Origin of the sequence: Chitinibacter fontanus (genome assembly GCF_013423785.1) — a bacterium.
GTDB classification, from domain to species: Bacteria; Pseudomonadota; Gammaproteobacteria; order Burkholderiales; family Chitinibacteraceae; genus Chitinibacter; species Chitinibacter fontanus.
Window position 1 is genome coordinate 1,990,128 of the sequence record NZ_CP058952.1, and the last position, 16,436, is coordinate 2,006,563.

The 16,436-nt window shown below is 51.5% G+C and carries 18 protein-coding genes; 8 read left to right on the forward strand and 10 right to left on the reverse strand.

Annotation, left to right across the window (positions count from 1 at the left end):
• Positions 1 to 5 precede the first annotated feature (5 nt).
• Complete coding sequence (locus HZU75_RS09340) at positions 6 to 353, forward strand: hypothetical protein (protein WP_180305828.1); 348 nt, start codon at positions 6 to 8, stop codon at positions 351 to 353.
• Between the two features lie 101 nt (positions 354 to 454).
• A complete protein-coding gene (locus HZU75_RS09345; protein WP_157315046.1) occupies positions 455 to 733 on the forward strand; it encodes a peptidylprolyl isomerase in 279 nt (92 codons plus the stop codon).
• 79 nt (positions 734 to 812) lie between these two features.
• Here HZU75_RS09345 and blaOXA read toward each other — a convergent pair whose 3' ends face one another.
• The 4 genes from blaOXA to HZU75_RS09365 form a co-directional block, all read right to left on the reverse strand.
• Positions 813 to 1,595: a class D beta-lactamase gene (gene blaOXA / locus HZU75_RS09350; protein ID WP_180305829.1), complete on the reverse strand. Its 783-nt coding sequence runs from the start codon at positions 1,593 to 1,595 to the stop codon at positions 813 to 815.
• Positions 1,596 to 1,672: 77 nt separating this feature from the next.
• Positions 1,673 to 1,906, reverse strand: coding sequence for a TIGR02450 family Trp-rich protein (locus tag HZU75_RS09355; protein WP_180305830.1), 234 nt, complete (start codon positions 1,904 to 1,906; stop codon positions 1,673 to 1,675).
• A gap of 9 nt (positions 1,907 to 1,915) precedes the next feature.
• The gene (locus HZU75_RS09360; RefSeq protein WP_180305831.1) at positions 1,916 to 2,437 is read right to left on the reverse strand and encodes a GNAT family N-acetyltransferase; all 522 of its coding nucleotides are present in this window, start codon (positions 2,435 to 2,437) and stop codon (positions 1,916 to 1,918) included.
• Positions 2,438 to 2,487: 50 nt separating this feature from the next.
• Entirely contained in the window at positions 2,488 to 3,498 is a 1,011-nt protein-coding gene (locus HZU75_RS09365; protein WP_180305832.1) for an extracellular solute-binding protein, read from the reverse strand.
• Positions 3,499 to 3,710: 212 nt separating this feature from the next.
• Between HZU75_RS09365 and HZU75_RS09370 the strand changes: the two genes are divergently transcribed.
• The gene (locus HZU75_RS09370; protein WP_180305833.1) at positions 3,711 to 4,430 is read left to right on the forward strand and encodes a pseudouridine synthase; all 720 of its coding nucleotides are present in this window, start codon (positions 3,711 to 3,713) and stop codon (positions 4,428 to 4,430) included.
• A gap of 55 nt (positions 4,431 to 4,485) precedes the next feature.
• On the opposite strand, the gene HZU75_RS09375 is transcribed toward HZU75_RS09370, so the two are convergent.
• Positions 4,486 to 4,986: a GNAT family N-acetyltransferase gene (locus HZU75_RS09375; RefSeq protein WP_180305834.1), complete on the reverse strand. Its 501-nt coding sequence runs from the start codon at positions 4,984 to 4,986 to the stop codon at positions 4,486 to 4,488.
• A gap of 212 nt (positions 4,987 to 5,198) precedes the next feature.
• Between HZU75_RS09375 and argH the strand changes: the two genes are divergently transcribed.
• The 5 genes from argH (at position 5,199) to HZU75_RS09400 (ending at position 11,018) form a co-directional block, all read left to right on the forward strand.
• The gene (gene argH / locus HZU75_RS09380) at positions 5,199 to 6,587 is read left to right on the forward strand and encodes an argininosuccinate lyase (protein WP_180305835.1); all 1,389 of its coding nucleotides are present in this window, start codon (positions 5,199 to 5,201) and stop codon (positions 6,585 to 6,587) included.
• A gap of 143 nt (positions 6,588 to 6,730) precedes the next feature.
• Entirely contained in the window at positions 6,731 to 8,965 is a 2,235-nt protein-coding gene (locus tag HZU75_RS09385) for an ATP-binding protein (RefSeq protein ID WP_180305836.1), read from the forward strand.
• A 78-nt stretch (positions 8,966 to 9,043) separates the two neighbouring features.
• Positions 9,044 to 9,505: a GNAT family N-acetyltransferase gene (locus HZU75_RS09390; protein WP_180305837.1), complete on the forward strand. Its 462-nt coding sequence runs from the start codon at positions 9,044 to 9,046 to the stop codon at positions 9,503 to 9,505.
• Positions 9,498 to 9,851 (forward strand): YkgJ family cysteine cluster protein, encoded by a 354-nt coding sequence (locus HZU75_RS09395; protein WP_180305838.1) that lies wholly within the window; start codon positions 9,498 to 9,500, stop codon positions 9,849 to 9,851. The genes HZU75_RS09390 and HZU75_RS09395 overlap by 8 nt, the downstream gene beginning before the upstream one ends.
• A gap of 117 nt (positions 9,852 to 9,968) precedes the next feature.
• Positions 9,969 to 11,018 carry an oxidoreductase gene (locus HZU75_RS09400; protein WP_265575725.1) on the forward strand — a complete coding sequence of 350 codons (1,050 nt, stop codon included), beginning with the start codon at positions 9,969 to 9,971 and terminating at the stop codon, positions 11,016 to 11,018.
• A 71-nt stretch (positions 11,019 to 11,089) separates the two neighbouring features.
• On the opposite strand, the gene HZU75_RS09405 is transcribed toward HZU75_RS09400, so the two are convergent.
• The 5 genes from HZU75_RS09405 to mutM all read right to left on the reverse strand — a co-directional run bounded on the left by HZU75_RS09405 (position 11,090) and on the right by mutM (position 16,402).
• A complete protein-coding gene (locus tag HZU75_RS09405) occupies positions 11,090 to 12,199 on the reverse strand; it encodes a patatin-like phospholipase family protein (RefSeq protein WP_180305839.1) in 1,110 nt (369 codons plus the stop codon).
• Positions 12,192 to 12,488, reverse strand: a complete 297-nt coding sequence (locus tag HZU75_RS09410; RefSeq protein WP_180305840.1) for a hypothetical protein — start codon at positions 12,486 to 12,488, stop codon at positions 12,192 to 12,194. The genes HZU75_RS09405 and HZU75_RS09410 overlap by 8 nt, the downstream gene beginning before the upstream one ends.
• A 94-nt stretch (positions 12,489 to 12,582) precedes the next feature.
• Complete coding sequence (locus tag HZU75_RS09415) at positions 12,583 to 13,338, reverse strand: copper homeostasis protein CutC (protein WP_180305841.1); 756 nt, start codon at positions 13,336 to 13,338, stop codon at positions 12,583 to 12,585.
• A gap of 164 nt (positions 13,339 to 13,502) precedes the next feature.
• Complete coding sequence (locus HZU75_RS09420) at positions 13,503 to 15,497, reverse strand: dynamin family protein (protein ID WP_180305842.1); 1,995 nt, start codon at positions 15,495 to 15,497, stop codon at positions 13,503 to 13,505.
• Positions 15,498 to 15,586: 89 nt separating this feature from the next.
• Positions 15,587 to 16,402: a bifunctional DNA-formamidopyrimidine glycosylase/DNA-(apurinic or apyrimidinic site) lyase gene (mutM, locus tag HZU75_RS09425; RefSeq protein WP_180305843.1), complete on the reverse strand. Its 816-nt coding sequence runs from the start codon at positions 16,400 to 16,402 to the stop codon at positions 15,587 to 15,589.
• Positions 16,403 to 16,436: the final 34 nt, after the last annotated feature.

Here is a 16,436-nt window from a genome sequence, read left to right on the forward strand (position 1 = left end):
TGCTTATGGCAACCCGTATTTTATTGATTCAGCTGCAACCGCATTTAGTGCCCACACTGGACGAAGCCAAAGCGCGTGCTGCGCTAGCGGCCTTTGCCGAGCAGCCGCTGGTGACCGGCCATCGCGTCACCGAAGGCAATGAAAACGGCGCATTTATCAATTTTGAATACAAAACCAATGATCTGGCCGCGCTCTGGCATGAATGCAAGGAACGGATTTACCAAAACTCTTTGCTTGCGTTTCAATTGCAGCGCGCCACGATGGCGATTGCGCAGGGCGATGATGGCTGGGAAGATTGCTTGTTACTGCATCATTTTGACCCAGCCACCGAAGTGGATGAATTTCTCGACTAATTCGCTCGGGCTCGCTTGAAAAATCACACCGCGGCCACGACCTAAGTAGCAGTAGGCGATGCAATAGTCGCCTTTTTTATTGTTTAAAATTGGAGTTTCCCATGGTTCAAGCCACTGCCAGCCACTTGCTTGTTAGCACTGAAGCACAATGTATCGCTCTGAAAGAGCAAATTGCTGCTGGTGCAGATTTCGCGGCTGTTGCCAAAGAGCATTCAAGCTGCCCGTCGGGCGCACAAGGCGGCGCATTGGGCTCGTTTGGCCCAGGCATGATGGTGCCAGAATTTGATAAAGTGGTTTTCAGCGCGCCACTGAACGAAGTACAAGGCCCGGTAAAAACACAATTTGGCTACCATTTGCTGGTAGTAACTAGCCGCGGTTAATTGATTGCCATGATTTAGTTTTCTATGGGGTATTTCTTTCTAGCTCATGTTTAAAATGACTTAGAAAGAAATACCCCATTTACTTGAGTAGTCCATATAGCCGTAGATTCGCCTTGGCAATCTCTAGCCGCAGCGGCAAATCTTTTGCATCGGGCACATCCATATTCAGCGCAAAGCTATAGATTTTCCCGCCTTGCTCAACCCAGCCGACAAACCAGCCAATTGATGGTGGCTTGCTGCCGGTCCAGCCGGTTTTGCCATACAACACCCAATCTTTACCGCGTTCCAGCTCACTAATTTCGCGTACCGCGGCCTGCCCTTTGGCCGAAAACGGCAGTTTACCTTGTGCAAGTTTGGCTAAAAATTGGCTTTGTTCTATCGCGCTGATTTGCAATGAGCCATTAATCCAGAATTGGTCAACTGCATTACCAATGTTGGCATTGCCGTATTGCAGCCGGCTGAGTTGGCGCTGCATTTCAACCGCGCCCACTTTGCGTGCCAGCTGCTGATAAGCGGGCAAATTAGACACCTTAATCGCTTCGCGCAGCCCCATATCGTGTTCCCAGCTTTTTAGGTATTTGGGCTGGCCATCATGGTGATAAAACACCTCGTCAACACTGCTGACAGCGCCGGTTTCCAGACCGATCAGGCTATTGGGGATTTTGAAGGTGGAGGCCGGCGAGAATCGTTGCGCTGCGCGCTCAGGGTTATGCCCAATCCAGCGTTGTTGGCTGATGTCATACAGCACAAAAGTGCCAGTACGCTCGCCAAATGCTTTGGCCATCGCGGGCGAGGTTTCCAGCTCAACGGCATGAGCCATGGTGCTGAGTAAACAAAATAATAGCGTGAAAAGTCGCAGCATCGCTCGTCCGGCAGCCAATTAAAACGCCATTTTGCCTGAGCTTACCGGCAGCGCAGTCGGTAATAATGCCGCCTCGTTCAGCGCCAGCCGCTGCGCCATTGGGTTTCGTCGGCTAGCTCGCTCCAGTGCAAAGTGAAATGGCGTTTGCTGAGCACGGCTTCGAGCGTGACGTGTTCAACTTTTTGCGCATCGTCTACGTTCAGCGTCACCTGCACGACGATAAAGTGCTTTTCACGATTTTGTGGCTGAACTGCGGTCCATTTGGTATTGGCGAGCTTTTTCGGGTGCCAGCTGCGACGCGCTTGAGTCATGGTGAATGCCTATCCATCAATCGGGTGTTCGGGCGTTTGCAGGGTTTTTTGGTAGAGCGCCAAATCAAGCCAGTGGCCAAATTTGAAGCCAACCTGGGGGAGTATGCCATTGCAGACAAAGCCTAGCTTCTTGTGTAGTGAAATACTACCTTCATTGCTCGTATCAATAGCACCGATCATGGTGTGCTTTTGCTGTGCTTGCGCGCGTAATATCAATTGCTGCAATAGCTGCTCACCCAAGCCTTGGCCACGAAATGCACTATCGACATAAATAGCGTGTTCCACGGTGTATTTGAAGGCTGGAAAAGCTCGAAACGGCCCATAGCTTGCAAAGCCCATTAAGCTGCCGTTGTTGTGTTCAAAACCGATCACTGGAAAATCACCTAGTTGTTTGGCCGCAAACCAGCTTTCCATTTGATCCATATTGCGGGCTCGGTAATCGTACAGGGCTGTGGAATGCGCAATTGCATCGTTAAAAATAGCCAGAATTGCGGCAGCATGCCGCTCAAACGTACATTCAATCAGGTGCATGATAGATCCAGCAGTTTCTGTTATTTGCAAAGCGTGTAATCTGCTCGGCTTTATTTTTTGTGCCCACCGACAATTCGAGCCCACAGATTGGCGCGTTCGGCCGCATTTTCTACCGGCTCGAGCCAGATGATTTTATGGTTGTCGGCGTTATTAACGGATTCCTGAGTCGTGTTGTTCAAACCTTGCTGGTTTACCAACTGCTGGCTCATTTCCTTGCCCAAGGTAAAGTTGATCCACGCGTGCGCCAGATTCAAATTTTTGGCACCAGGCAGAATCGCCCAGCAATCGAGCCAGGCCAGAGCACCTTCGTTCGGAATCACATAGCCAATATCAGCACCGGCTTTTTTGAGTAAAGCGATTTGCTGTCCGCCATAATTGGCATAAATCAGCGCAATGGAATTGGTGCGATATAAATCGACCACTTCTTCCGGCGTATTGTAGAACTTGAAAACATTTTGCCGCAGATCGACCAGTTTTCGCGTGGTATTGGCGATTTGCTGCGGGCTGAGGCGGAACGGATTTGGGTAGCCCAATTGCATGGCGGCTACGCTGAAATTGTGCGCACTGCCATTAAAGGCCAGTACTTTATCGCGGTATTGTGGATTCCACATCTCGCTCATGGATTTAGGCGGTGTCTTGACCAGCTTGCGGTTATAAATAAGGCCCATTTCAGAGTAGGTGTAGGGCACCGCATACAGCTGACCATCGCGTGATAGCGCAGTAATTTTGTGAAAACGGGGCAACTGCTTCTTTAGATTCGGGATTTGCGTGCGTTGGATGGGGACTGCCAAACCTTGATCAATGAAAGTTTGCAAGATGGCTGTATTTAGAGCCAAAACATCATAATTTTGGCCATGATTTTTACTGGCGCGTAACCACAGCTCGTCATCCGCGCCTACCAGCGTTAGCTCAACCCGCGCATTAAACTTTGCTTCAAATTGCCGCACTTGTTCCGGCTCGGCGTAACCTGGCCAAGCGAGCACACGCAAAACTTCTGCAGCATGGGCGCTAAGCGCCAGCAGGCTGAGTGTAGCAATCGAAAGTGCTCTGTGGAGCGGCACGGGTTAACCTTATGTTGTTCTGGGGCTTTGATCTTTAGGGCTATTTCTACTATAGCCGCTGCAATTTTAGCTGGAGATGTGCCGCAGGAGTATCTGTATTTCTGCTTATAGCAGCCGATTGGCGCTGCAAGTGTGAAATTGCGCGCACAGACTGCTTGCTCCAATTACAATATCGGCCTTCGCGAAGAACATTGCATGCAAAAGGCCGGATTATGAAAAAAACCTCACTCGATCGTATTTTACAAAGTCAGGGCTTTGGCTCGCGCAAAGGCTGTCGGGATTTGATCGAAGAAGGCGAGGTCAAAGTCAATGGCGAGCTGGTGACCAAATGGAAGACCGAGTTCGATCCCGAAGGCTTGCAATTTACGGTGTTTGACGAAGAGTGGGAATACCGCGAAAAAGTCTATCTGGTGCTTAATAAACCTAGCGGCTACGAATGCTCGCGCAAGCCCACACACCATCCGGCAGTGTTGACGCTGTTCCCCGAAAACATGGAATGGCGCGATGTGCAGCCGGTCGGGCGACTCGATCACGATACCACTGGCATGTTGCTGTTGTCGGACGATGGTGCGTTTATTTACGCACAAAGCTCGCCCAAGCGTCATCAGCCCAAAACCTATCTGGCAACGACTGCCGAGCCAGTGACCGACAAGCTGGTCGCCGATCTGCTGGCTGGTGTGAAGCTGATTGATGAGGACGAGCCCATCGCCGCTGTGTCGGCGGTAAAACGCGGCGATCATCAGATCGAGATCGTGCTCGAGCAAGGCAAATATCATCAGGTTAAGCGCATGCTGGCGGCGGCTGGCAACCATTGTGCCGCACTGAGTCGCACTGCGATTGGCAATTTGCAATTGGCCGATCTGGATTTGGAAGAAGGCGAGTGGCGTTTCTTGACCGAGGCTGAGTTGCAAATTCTGAATAAACAGGATTGATGAGTATTGCGTGCTGAGCTTTGTGGGTATTGCCCTGTGTGGCAATACCCGTGACTTATGCTGTGAGCACCTTACGCAGAAATAGTTTGCCTTCCAAGCCGGGGCCATACACGTCGGGCAAGCAGCCGCTCGGCAAATAGCCATTTTTCCCGTAAAACGCGATGACATCAAAATCGGCAGGGTAGGTGGATAAGTACAGGCAATAGACGTTTTTCCCCGCCAGCCAGTTTTCAACTGTGTGCAGCAATTGCGAGCCCAGCCCTTGCCGTTGATGTTGTGGGCTTACCGCGACTTGTTGAATTTCGGCGCTTTGCCAACCGCCACACAGATCGCTTGGGCGGGTTTCCAGCCAGACCGAAATCGCACCGGCGGGTGCGCCAGCGGCATTGCGAGCGCCAAAAAATTGCACCCCGCAAAATAGCTGTCGTTGGATTTTGGTGGTCAGCCATTGTTGATGCTCGGCGCGCTGGTGATCATAAGCCGTGTATTCGGCGTAACCGATCAATGGTAAAAATGGCTCGATGGCGGCCCAATCATTCAGTGCTTCGATGTGCATAATTATTCCTAGTGATGGCTACCATCTTGCCACTCAAACCGGTTGGCTGCGGGGTTGTTGCGGCATGCTTTGATGCACATCAGGCTGCGGTGCAAGCTTTGTATTGGCTTTGCACCTGAGCGGCCTAGCGTTGGGGCATATACTCTGCGCCTTATTGCAGTTTTCCCGTATAATCGCTGCTGTTTTTCTTATCCATTCTCGGAAACCTTGCAATGTCTGATTCCGCCAATAAAACCTGGTCTGGCCGTTTTAACGAGCCTGTGTCTGAGCTAGTTAAACGCTATACCGCTTCGGTCTTTTTTGATAACCGCATGGCCGAAGTCGACATTCAGGGCTCATTGGCACATGCCGGTATGCTCAATCAAGTGGGCGTATTATCCGATGAAGATTTGCGTGCGATCCAAGGCGGCATGGCCGATATCCTCGACGATATTCGCGCCGGCCGTTTTGAGTGGAGTCTGGATTTAGAAGACGTACACATGAATATCGAGCGCCGCCTGACCGATAAAATCGGCGACGCTGGTAAGCGCCTGCACACTGGCCGTTCACGTAATGACCAAGTGGCCACCGATATCCGTCTGTATTTGCGCGGTGCGATTGATGTTTTGCTCGGTTTGGTGCGCGATTTACAGCGCTCGCTGGTGGATCTGGCCGAGAAAAATGCCAGCACGGTGATGCCTGGCTTCACCCATTTGCAAGTGGCGCAGCCGGTGACCTTTGGCCACCACATGCTCGCTTACGTTGAAATGCTGGGCCGTGACGCTGAGCGTCTGGCTGATGCGCGTAAACGCGTGAACCGCATGCCTTTGGGCTCGGCAGCACTGGCCGGTACGACTTTCCCAATTGATCGCACGATCACCGCTAAATTGCTCGGTTTTGAAGGCATCTGCGAAAACTCGCTCGACGCCGTTTCAGATCGTGACTTTGCGATCGAATTTACCGCCGCCGGCGCGCTGATCATGACGCACCTGTCGCGCTTGTCGGAAGAATTGATTTTGTGGATGAGCCCACGCTACGGCTTTATCGATATCGCCGATCGCTTCTGCACCGGCTCATCGATCATGCCGCAAAAGAAAAACCCGGACGTACCTGAATTAGTGCGCGGTAAAACGGGTCGCGTGAATGGCCATTTGGTGGCCTTGCTCACGCTGATGAAAGGCCAGCCGCTGGCCTACAACAAAGACAATCAGGAAGATAAAGAAGGCCTGTTTGATACGGTTGATACACTGACCGACACATTGCGCATTTACGCTGACATGATGCGCGGTATTACCGTGAAGCCAGAAGCGATGGAACGCGCAGCGAAACAAGGTTTTGCGACCGCGACTGACTTGGCCGATTATCTGGTGAAACGTGGCTTGCCATTCCGCGATGCGCACGAAGCCGTAGCGCTGGCTGTGCGTTATGCCGAAGAGAAGAAAAAAGACTTGGCTGATCTGACGCTGGTTGAGCTGAAATCATTCTCGCCATTGATCGAAGACGACGTGCAGCAAGTGCTCACATTGCAAGGCTCGCTCGATGCGCGTAATCACGTTGGCGGTACTGCGCCATTCCAAGTCTTGGTGCAAGTGGCTAAATGGCGCGAACGCATCGGCGGCTAATCACATTAAGCTTATAAAAACCCCAGACTACGGTCTGGGGTTTTTTATTGCCAGACCGTCAGCACAAACCGTCAATTAGTTTGGTATTGAAGCTAGGTGGACTATATTGCAACGTGCTTGCAGCAAGGTAAAAGGAGCGGATTATGGGTGCCGGTTTGGCTGTTGAGTCTCAACGCTCCGAGTTGCAATTGCGCCGCTTGCAGCGGCATTTTCTGATTTTCTTGTGTGCAATTGTCGTGCCAGTATTGGCGGCATTATGGATGTACAAACATCATATTGAATCCGTCGAGGAGTCGCGTCTGTTGGCTGCGGTGGAATCGCATTCTATGCAGCAGCAGCTAGCTTTTGAGCAGGTTATCAATGTAGCTACCAGCCATTTACAACGCCTTAGTCTGCAATTTACCGATGCAATGGCTCGCCCAGAGTTGGGTGTGGATGATGCTGTTTGGCAGCATCTATCGCAATTTGGCGTGCGACGCACTGGCGCGGGGGGTCTAGTGGGTTCCAAGCTGGACCCGTGGTGGCGCGAGCGTTTTGGTGAGCTGTATGTCAGCTCCAGCGCACCCAAGCAAGCCACGCTGACCAAAGAAATCGCAGCTGCGATGGCGCTATTTCCTGCAATGCACGCGGCGCATCAGGCGCATCCTTTTTTTCAATGGTCGTATTACTACTCGCCACGGGAAGACTTCTCCAGCATTTATCCGTTTATTGCCGAAAAGGAGTTGATGCAGGCCACAGGCACCAAAACGATCGACGAAATGTTGAAAGTGGTGATGGATGCTGGCGGTACCAAGCCAGTGCAAATGATGTCGCCAAATCGCAACCCGCAGCGCGAAAGCCGCTGGACCCAGCCGTATTACGATGCCGGTGGGAAAGGTGCAATGGTTAGTTTGCTACGTCCCCAGTATTTACAGGATGAATACGTTGGCGTGCTGGGTACGGATGTCACCTTGCGCATGTTCTCTGAAGTGCTTAAAACTGATGCTAGCTATCTAGGGCACGCCTTGGTGGTGGATTCACTCGGCCATGTCTTGGCCGATGATGCTGGGCAAGTAATGGAAAGCAAAGATATTTTGAAAGCCAATAATGTCTTGCCTGCCACTTTGACGCAATTACCTTTAGCCAGCATCTTGGCGCAGAAGAAATCGTTGCAAGGTAATGGTCAATGGCGTTGGCTGGTGTTGCCTTTGCAGGGTAGCCAGTGGCATTTGCTGGTGTATTTTTCCGAACTGGAATTGGAGCAAGCCAAAGCCAAGCAGGTGGCGAATACCCCGTTTGTGTTGTTGGGGCTGCTGGCATTATTGCTGGGCGCAGCATGGGCTATTTCGTATTTCTTCGCGCTGCCCGCTTTGCGGTTGGTAGATTTTCTGCGCCGCTTACAAGCTGATCCGCATGTGGAAATGCCGCAAGTGCCTAATGCCTGGCAAGGTGCATTCAGTCAGGTAGCCGCGACGGCACAGGAGCGAGCTGCGTATTTGACCGAAGTACAAGGCCATTCTGCCCATTTGGAGCACACCGTCGCGCTGCGTACCAGCGAATTGCGTGAAGCCAATGAGGTGCTACAGCAAACCATTTTGCAGCTGAAAAATACCCAGAAGATGTTGGTGGAATCCGAGAAGATGGCCGCTTTGGGCTCGCTGGTCGCAGGGGTTGCACATGAGCTCAATACGCCAATCGGGGTAAGTGTCACTATGAGCTCAACACTACAAGAGAAAAACCGTGAGCTTGCCGAGCACATGAGCGCCCAGACCTTACGTAAAACCGTGCTGGCTGAATATGTCAATGTTACCGAACAAGGGCTGCAAATTTTGATGCGCAACTTGGAGCAGGCGGCCCAATTGGTGAGCAGCTTCAAACAGGTTGCCGTTGATCAAACCAGCGATCAGCGGCGGCGTTTTGATCTGGCCGAACTGGTGTTGCAAGTCATGCAAACCATGGGGGTGCTGTACGGCGACGATAAGCTTAAATCTAATCTGGCCCCCGATTTAGTGTTGGATAGTTTTCCGGGGGCGCTGGTACAGGTACTCAATAATCTGATTGCCAATGCGGAAACGCATGCCTTTGTTGGGATGGAGGCCGGATTGGTCATGATAGAAGCGCAGCCAGTTGATGAGCAGACTATCCGCTTGAGTGTCCGCGATAATGGGGTCGGTATTAAGCCTGAACATCTCGCGCATATTTTTGAGCCTTTCTTTACCACTAAACTGGGGCAGGGCGGTTCTGGTCTGGGCTTAAATATTGTTTATAACATCGTGCATTCCGTACTGGGTGGAACCATTGAGGTGCATAGTGCGCTGGGCTTGGGGGCCGAGTTTGTTATTACTTTGCCTAGGATCGCGCCTGAGCGCTTGCCAGAATCAACTCGCGCCTTGGAATAAGGGTGCCGCATTTTCCGGCCCAGTAATCTGTTTTGCCGATTAGAATAGAGCGCTTTGGCTTAGAGTGCGGATCTGCTTATGACGCTGCAATGGCGCTGGTATCGTTTTGCCGATTTTGATGCCTTGACCCTCTTTCAATATCTGCGTTTAAGGCAGGATGTGTTTGTAGTCGAGCAGAAGTGTGCTTATCCAGATATAGATGAGCTCGATTTGGTGTCCTCGCATTTACTTGGCTGGGATGGAGAACGGATTGCCGCCTGTTTACGTTTGGTGCCCCCTGGTTTGAAATTTGCCGAGCCCTCATTGGGTCGAGTAATTACCGCAGGCTTTGCCCGAGGTACAGGGGTGGGGCATATGCTAATTAAACAAGGTTTAATCGGTGCTAGTGAGCAATACCCTGGTCTGGCTAATCGTATTGGCGCTCAGGCGCATTTACAGGCATATTACGGCCGCCATGGATTTGTGACTGTCTCTGATCAATATGATGAAGATGGCATTCCCCACGTAGATATGTTGTGGAGGAGATCAAGCAATGTTTGAGCAGCGCGACCAGATTCGTTTTTTGCGTACGCAAATTCCACAGTTTGATTGCATACCAGGCTGCCATGATTGTTGCGGCCCGGTCACTACGTCCAGTGAAGAAATTTCCCGCTTACCCCGTGTCTCTGCAACTGTGCGTGCCAAAGCGCTGGAAGAATATAATTGCCCGCATTTAGCTGAGCAAGGCTGTACGGTTTATACCGAGCGACCTTTGATTTGCCGTTTATTTGGCACGACGCCCAGTTTGCCATGTCCCCATGGGCGCAGGCCCGCTGCCTTAACTGATCCACGCATCGAGCAATTGATTCAACGCTTCTTTGTTGAAGTGCGCCAAGTGTTGGTGTGATGCATGGCTTGGTGGGAATAACCAATTATCGGAATCTGCGTACTTGTAAGTAAATACCTTACAGACAGCCGAGGATGATTTCGTTATAAAGTCAAATTTGAATATTTAAGGGCTGCAGTGTTGATTACTGAACCTAGTTTGCGCGTGGGCTTGATTGCTTATGGCTATGCGGCCAAGACCTTTCACGCGCCATTAATTGATGCCACTGCTGGCCTAAAACTGACTGCGATAGCCACTTCACGTCCAGCTGATGTGATCGCTGATTGGCCTGATATGGTGGTGAAAACCGAGCCTGATCGCCTGATTACGCATCCGGGGCTCGATCTGGTGGTGATTGCGACGCCCAACGACACCCATTACCCCCTCGCACGGGCTGCACTGGCAGCAGGCAAGCATGTGGTGATTGATAAGCCGTTCACGCTTGATTTGCGTGAAGCCGATGATCTGGTTCAACGCGCTGAAGAGGCGGGAAAATTATTATCGGTATTTCACAATCGCCGCTGGGATAACGACTTTCTGCATCTTAAATCGCTGCTAGCGCGTAAGGCACTGGGCCGCGTGGTGCAGTTTAACTCCAACTTTGATCGTTTCCGCCCGCAAGTACGCCAGCGCTGGCGTGAGTCGGATGTGGCTGGCGCGGGGCTGTGGTATGACCTCGGCCCCCATTTGCTCGATCAGGCCCTGCAATTGTTTGGGTTGCCTGAGCGTATCAGTGCAGATCTGGCACTGCGTCGAGAAGGTGCGCAAGCGGTTGATGATTTTCAGGTGGTGCTGCATTACCCAGCAATGCGGGCGGTGTTATCGGCCAGTACCCTAGTGCACGGCGGTACGCCGCGCTTTCTGGTGCAGGGCACCGAGGCGGCCTATGCGGTTGAAGGGTTGGATTTGCAGGAAAGCTGGCTCAAGGCCGGCTCCCGTCCTGACCGTGTTGATTGGGGGCATGACTCACGCTATGCGACGCTATATCGCAGCGAAAACGATCAGATCAGTAGTGAGCAGCAGGCTTTGCCTGCTGGTGACTATGCGGCCTACTACGCGGGGATTCGTGATGCGATCTGGGGGCGTGCGGCCAACCCAGTGCCTGCCAGCGAAGCGCGTGATGTGATGTGGCTGCTCGATCTGGCGCGCCAGAGCGCAGCGGAAGGGCGGCAGATTGCAGTGATTTAATGTTTGGAATAGATAAAGGGGTATATTGCTATACCCCTTTATTTTTTAAATGAGTAAAGATATACCCTTTACTATTGGGCATCTCTCAAGCTGGCGATGCGTGCTTGAATAAACTGCTGCGCTTGTTTTTCACCGTCGGCCATCAGGCGAGTAATATTCTCACTGCTGCGATCGAGCTTGCTTTCGTAATCGAGTGTTTTTTGCATTTCTTCCGACATTTCAATAAATGGAATATGGTAAGGGCGCACTTCATCGCTGCTTAAACACTTGGGTAACAAAACTGGCGCTTTGATGCCGCGCGAGGCTAAAAACTCTGGTTTAAAGGCGTCTTTTAGCAATAACTCATTGAGCGTGCGAATACTGGTCAGCTGCTGAAACAGCGACACATTACCGATTAGCTCATTGCGCCGGTCTGAAATCGCTTCCGGGGTTTTCGGTACTTCGCTGCAACCATTGGGGTTGATTTTAATCACCCAGATTTCTTCGGGCAGATTTTCCATGCCGACCATCTCGGGTTTGATGACTTCATCGATTGGTGGATTGTCGGAAAATAGACCATCCCAGTAAGCTTGGCCATCAAATTCAACCGCTTCAAAAATATTTGGTACGGCGCATGAGGCCAGAATATGCTCGATGCGAATTGCCTCGGTGCGTGAGTTAAATTTAGCCAAAGTGCCGGTGAGCACTTCGGCCGCGCCTAAAATCAATGCTGGCAGTTGCGGTTGAGGGCCAAGGCGTGCGAGTTCATCAAAATCGATATGATCCGCTAGTAAGCCACGAAAATCGGTGAAATTGGGACGTAAATTCGATGTACTCATACTCGACATCATTTGCATCAGTGGCGAGTAAGGGCTCAAATTAAATTGGGGCACTTGCCCACGATTGACTGCGCGGATCGATTCGACCACGTAATGGTTAAATTGTGCTTCGGCAGCGGATTGCGCGGTATTGTCCGCCCAGAAATCGAGCATGCGCTGTGGCAGATATTGATCCCCCTTTAACAGCGCGTACCACAGCAGCGTGGCACATAGTGCGCCACCCGAAGTGCCGGTGATGCTGACTAATTGGTAGTGGTCTTCAAAGCCTGCGTCATACAGTGCTTTTAATGCGCCAGCCGTAAACGCCGTCTGGCTACCGCCACCTTGGCAGGTGATGGCGATTTTTCTTTTTGGCTTAACCATAACGTCTCCTTGGATCATCGGGGTAGCGCTGTTCATTGATATTGTTGCTGGCAGAACGGGTGTGGCTAGGGTCGCTGGGGGTGTATGAGAGCCCAGCTCGATCGCGGTGCTTCGCTGTCAGGGCTGCCGCTAAGCTCAGTGCAGAATTGGCGGGATATACTGGTGTGGGAAGGTATTCAAGTCGGAGGATAAATTGCTGAGCCTGCTGATGGGCTTGCGCCCGAGCGATATCCAGTTGGATACCGCCCGCCAAGCCTGTAGTCCGCGAAAGGGTTTGCAGAGGTGACATGGGGTTCTTCTCAAGCGAAAGACCGCTAAATTTGAGCACCAAATGTAAATCAAATTCCGGGAAAAAAAGAAAGTTATTTATTGTTTTCGCGTAATTATTCTGTGTGGTGACGGGCGTTATGCAGAAGTTCGCGCACTAAATTGACATCGGTTTCTATCAGGCTGTATTCATCCTGGCCGGGCGCGCCCATTTTGACTGCTGGGTTGCGATAATTCATGCCGCTCGGAAATGGTGCCCGACCTGAGCTATGAAACTCTCTGCAACCCGTTTTTTGCACCAGCTCGCCAATATTATTGACGCGCACCCCGGCGCCGGGCATCACAATCAAGCGATCACCGGCTTGTTGCTGCAATTGTTTGAGCAGTGCCGCGCCTTCCAGTGCCGTGGCGGCTTGGCCGCTGGAGAGTAGGCGCGTGCAGCCGGTGCTGATAATGTCCTCTAGCGCTTGCTGTGGGTCGCGGGCGACATCAAAGGCGCGATGGAAGGTGACAGGCATGGTGCCGGCCAATTCAACTAACCGTTTAGTGCGGGGTATGTCGATAGAGCCATCTTGGTTTAATAGCCCGATAACAATACCATCCACCCCTATCTTGCGGCAGGCTAAAACATCGCGTTCCATTACTTCAAATTCCAGCTCGGAATAGAGAAAATCGCCGCCACGGGGCCGAATAATCGCATTCAGTGTAATCCACAACCGATCACGCGCGGCGGCAAGCTGGCCGAATGATGGGGTGGTGCCGCCTTCAAGCAGATTGTCACAAAATTCAACCCGGTGTGCCCCACCTTCCTGAGCGGCAAGGCAAGAAGTTACTGAGCCTGCGCAAATTTCTAACACAATATCGTTGGTCATTCTGAATTCTCGGCTCTAAATCGGTATCGCCTGATTATGAGCGCCGACTTTAGCGCTGGGCAAGTAAGTAATTACCAGCCCTTCGTGTTGGCTGGGGGCTGCCGGTTTGGCTAGAAAAAACGCCGCACAAGGCGGCGTTATATTTGGGTGGGGCTGCCAGCAGATTATGCTGCTTTGCGATCCATATTGGCATGCAGTGCAGTATAGACTCCGCGTAGTTGCGCATTGAGCTCACCGATCTGCTCGGCTAGCTGGCGCTGCATTTCCTCAAGTTCTTGGATACGATCTTCCAAAGTGTCGGTGGCTTTGTGAATGCGTTTGATGGATTCCAGTCGGCGGCGCAATTGCAATTGGTGCTCGCGCACTTGCGTTTCCATTGGCGCCATCACCGCTTTGAGCCAATTTTCGACGTCACGGTTAGCGACTTCAAACACATACACCACGCGGCTGGCGACGGTTTCAAAGAATTTGTGTGTCAAACGGCCACGGCTGGTCGTCAGCAGATTGCCGACGGTGTTGAAATGCTCGCGGAACGATTTTTCCAGACGCGCCAACTCTTTGTGATATTTCAACGTTGAGAATGGTGGTGGTGTTGCAGTGCCTAGACCGTGTTCTTCGCTGAACTTTTTATACATCGCTGCCATCATGGCCTGAATTTCGGCAACTTGTTCGGCAGATTTTGAGATTGAAGCATTCACATCGACAAAGAATTTATCCATCGTGGCCGATAGACCGCCATCGCCAAATGAGAACAAACTACGCTCCATTTGGTCGCGAATGCGGTCAATTTCGGCTTTAAGTGCATCCTTGCCGAGCAACGAGAACAATTTATTAGTTTGCTGAGTGAATACCGAGCGTAAAGCTTGAAAACGCACCAGCCCTTGTTCAAATTGTTTTTTGTCGAGCTGAACCTTGTCCATCATCTGGGCAATGACGTCTTGATTTTTGCCGCGCAGACCAGTGAGTTCAGAGAGCTGTTCTTTGACGCCATCTTGGCGAGCCTGCAAGATCGCGCGCACTGCAGTTACCACATCTTCAACTTCACTTTGGCTGGCGTCACGCACAATATCTTGTTTGCCAGGGAGTAAGTCTTCCGAGAGTGCCGTTTCGAGTGCAATTAAACGAGATTTGCTTAGTAGTGCATCATCATTCTGCACTTTGGCTACCAAGGCTTTTTGCGCTGAGACTGGATAAACCTGAGAGGCCGGCATCGCAAGCAGCTCTGCGGTGGTTTTAACCTGTTTACTGATCTCGGCTTCAATTTCTTGGTGTGATTTTAGGTCATCCCACAGGCCGTCGATTTTATTGAGGACGACCAGACGGCCGCGTTTGCCACTCTGGTTACGCACAATATGGTTGCGCCATACTTCGATGTCCGATTTGGTGACGCCCGTGTCGGCGGCCAAAATGAACAGAATCGCATGTGCATTCGGCAATAGATTGAGTGTCAACTCCGGCTCGGTACCTATGGCGTTCAGGCCTGGGGTATCCAGAATTACTAAGCCTTGTTCCAGCAAAGGATGCGGGAAATTGATGATGGCATGACGCCAGCACGGAATTTCAACCTCGCCGTTAGCATCAAGCGCCACGACTTGATCGGGATCGGTTTCATCGAACAGGCCAAATTTTTTAGCTGTTTCGACATTAACTCGTTGCGTGCGGCCGATTTCCTTGAAGGCTTCCTGCATCGAGTCAGCATCGTCGATGTCGAGTGCAATGGTGTGCCATTCGTCTTGATAACGGCGATATTCAATGGTGGTGACGTTATCTGCGCGCGTTTCGATGGGGAGCAACTGCAAGCAAGGGGCTTTGCTACCATCGTACAACAGCTCGGTAGGGCACATCGTGGTGCGACCTGCGCTTGAGGGCAAAATGCGCTTGCCATAATGGGCAAAGAAAATCGCATTGATTAATTCGGATTTGCCACGAGAAAATTCGGCGACAAAAGCAATATTAAGCTTGTCTTCTTTCAGGCGGTCGATCATGCCTTGGATACGCAGTGCGGTTTGCGAATCATTCAGGTCTTGATCGGTTAACCAGCGAGAAAGCTGAGCAATCGAATGGGTCAAGTTGCCGCGCCATGCGCTATAGGCTTGGAAATTGGCAACTAAATGGTCGTTGGCGGCGACCTCTTGTTGGTGCAGGTATTCGGTACTCATTCTTGTCCCCTTACGCGGTGCGCGTAGTCTGCGTGGCTTTGGGTAAGCCTTCTTCGTACATTGATTTATGCCGCTTGCACAGTCGCTTGTCAATCTTGGCAGTGCGGACAAAAGAAAGTTGCACGCTGCCCCTGCCGAATTGAGCAAATGGGCGTACCACAAACGCGACACGGTTGGCCTGTGCGGCCATATACAAAGCTGTTAATCATGAAGTAGCCGGCCTTGCCATCACTATCGACGTAGTCCCTCAATGTGCTACCTCCAGCAGCGATTGCTTCGCTCAGCGTAGCTTTGATTTCGGTACAAAGCGAGCTGATTTGCTCGGCCGATAGGGTTGTGCCGGGGGTGTTGGGGTTGATACGGGCGCGAAATAGCGATTCGGAGGCATAAATATTACCTACGCCAACCACCAATTGATTATCCATGATCAATTGTTTGATAGCAGTGCGTTTGTTCACTAGACGTTGCGCTAAATACTTGGGATTAAATTCGGCAGTTAAGGGTTCCGGTCCCAGAGTACTCAATAGGCTGTGTTGAAGCGGGTTGCCTGTAATCCACAGCCAAGCGCCAAAACGCCGTGGATCGCGATAACGCAATCGGGTACCGTTGTGTAACACTAGGTCAATGTGATCATGCTTTTCTGCGGGAAAGGCTTCTGTGAGTACCCGCAAGCTACCCGACATGCCCAAGTGAATCAAAATGGTGCCTGTACCAAGCTCTAGCAATAAATATTTGGCGCGGCGCCGCACGGATAATATGGTCTGCTCAGAGATTAGTTCATTTAAATCGCTTGGTACCGGCCAGCGCAAACGTGGGTTGCGGACTATGATTTCCTTAATCTTGGCCTGCGCTAAATGATCTTGAATCCCGCGGCGTGTGGTTTCTACTTCGGGTAATTCGGGCATGGTCAATCGCTTGAAGTTGGACTTTAATCCCTAG